General features: G+C 63.1%; 2 protein-coding genes. Both read right to left on the bottom strand.

The window, feature by feature from the left end; translation table 11 throughout:
• Positions 1-29 precede the first annotated feature (29 nt).
• Positions 30-1,538 carry a depupylase/deamidase Dop gene (gene dop / locus AC0AP0_RS12245; protein ID WP_490430679.1) on the bottom strand — a complete coding sequence of 503 codons (1,509 nt, stop codon included), beginning with the start codon at positions 1,536-1,538 and terminating at the stop codon, positions 30-32.
• Positions 1,535-2,299: AAA family ATPase (locus tag AC0AP0_RS12240; protein ID WP_490430678.1), on the bottom strand; the 765-nt coding region annotated here is incomplete at its 5' end. The genes dop and AC0AP0_RS12240, both read right to left, overlap by 4 nt.

The raw sequence follows: 2,299 nt of genomic DNA, 5'->3' as shown, positions 1-2,299 counted from the left end.
TCCGGTCGGATATCGGACTATTGTCTGCGCTACGAGCAGTATATGTCGCGGTCGTCCCGGCAGGAAGACCGTGTGTGGCTCAGAGGATCGGATAGATCCACAACCCTGGTCCTAGGCTCTCCCTCCGGTCCCTGCTCCTCAAGAATGACACGACTCCAGGAGACGCCCCTGACCGCCTCAGGGCAGCGGTGGAGCAACTGGGAACGGCACCAGGCGCGTGTCTGCTCCGGCCCCTGGTCCATGGCCTTGGTGATCTGGTCGGGATCTGCCAGTCTCAAGATGGATCCTCTGAGTCGCCAGGGCAGATCACGACCGGGATCCACCCGTGCCCAGGCCAAATCCAGGGCCGCCAGACGGGGATCCGACCAGTCCGGTATGGCCCGGCGGCGGCGCAGGCGCTCCAAAAGCTGCCATTTGAGCAACCATTCCAATCTTCCTGCCTGATCGGTCATCGCAAGACGGGCCTCGTTGTCGCCCGAACGCACCACAGCCAGATCCTCGAGCACCTGGCCCCAAAGGTTCAAAACCCGGTCATCGGCACAACCTGGCTGGTCGGCATCCCGTCTGACCTGGCGGGCCGCATCCAGGAGTGCCTTTTGGATGGCCAGCGCATCGGCGCATCCTCCGTTTGCCAGAGCAAGCGGCTTGGCCAAAGTGACATCACGGGAAACCGTGTGCAGTGCAGACACCGGATCATCCAGGGTCCAGCAATCCAACAGCTCATCGATTTGACGGGTCGAATCGCCCTCGGATTCCAAGAGTCCCAGTAGCAGATCGGTTGTCCCCAGCTTGAGAACCAGGGGGACATCCAACCGGTTGGCATCGCCCACAATCACATGGAGACGGCGACTGTCCGGCCCTGCATGTGACTCGTCCCTGGTATTGATGATTGGCCGCCCGAAGGTGGTCTGCAGTCCAATGCGGCTGGTCAGATAGTCGGCGCGCTGGCTGAGCTGGAAGCCGGCCTCCTCGCTCCTGGGTCCCAGGCCCACTCTGCCCGAACCGGTATAAATCTGCCGGGTGACGAAATGAATGGTCATTAGGGCTGCTACTCTGGCAAAGGGCACCGCCCTGTCCATCAAATAGTTCTCATGGGATCCCCAGGCAGCACCCTTGCCGTCCACGTTGTTCTTGTAGAGCGCCAGGCCCCCGGCCCTGTCGGCAGCCCGAGCCATCATCCAATCACCCGCGCGGTCCTGGACCAGCGCATCGAAGGCATTCACTGTTTCGGCCGAAGCATACTCGGGATGGGCATGATCCACGTAAATGCGAGCGCCATTGGGAGCTACCACATCGATCAGCCGTGCACCGGGCGCATCCGTGAGCATGCTCGGAGCGGCAGCGGAACGCGGCAACCGACCTCCCCTGGCATCATTGACCGGATCCTCACCCCCGTAGTCCCAGCGAATGTGGGCCAGGTCCGGATGGGCGGCGGCCCTTACCAGACGCAGGGCCAGAGCACGTGGATCAGCGCCAGGATCCTGGGGGTCGGCAATGGCGTACTCCGTCTCGGTACCCATAACCCGCCCGGCACTCATGACCGCTCCCCTGGCCCATCGACGGGACGAACCTCTTGGACCTGCCCTGGGCGCAGTCCGGCCAGATCGGCCCAACGGTCCGGGTCCTGGCCGCGAAGCTCTTCCATGGTGTCCTCATACTGCCCATGGACCGCCCTCAAGCAGAGCCCAGGGTCAAGACCCACCTGTCGACCCTGTTCGATGGAGGCCTTGACCGCCATGGTCTTGACCCGGTCGACCAGGTTATGCAGCATGGCGCCGGAGACCACGGACTCCTGGTAGAGGGGCTGCCATCGGCCCGTGGCATCCATGATATTGCCCAGCAGATGGTCATCATCCCTGGCGAAGAGCCCGTCGACCAGCACCTGGATCAGCTCCTCCGGCCCGGCATCATCCTCCATGGGCATGTCTGAGCCCAGATACTTACCCAGGATGGCGGCTGACCTGGTTCTGTCGGGCCGATCGATGCGGATCTTGACATCCAACCGTCCCGGGCGCAGAACCGCCGGGTCGATCATGTCGATGCGGTTGGAGGCGCCGATGACCATGACCTGGTCCAAGGACTCGACACCGTCCAGCTCGGTCAGGAACTGGGGGACGATGGTGGTCTCCACATCCGATGAGATGCCTGACCCCCGAGTGCGTAACAGAGCATCCATTTCGTCGATGAAGACCACCACTGGTCCACCCTGGCCTGCCAGGCTACGGGCCCGGGCGAAGAGACGGCGGATCAGCCGTTCGGACTCGCCCACGAACTTGTTGAGCACCTCGGGGCCCTTGAC

Source organism: Bifidobacterium sp. POST2/T3 (B1), assembly GCF_058197115.1.
This window is presented reverse-complemented; position numbering and strand designations above follow the sequence as displayed.

Excerpts from the sequence above, each read along its gene's own strand:
- dop (WP_490430679.1), bottom strand. The coding sequence starts at position 1,538 with ATGAGTGCCGGGCGGGTTATGGGTACCGAGACGGAGTACGCCATTGCC.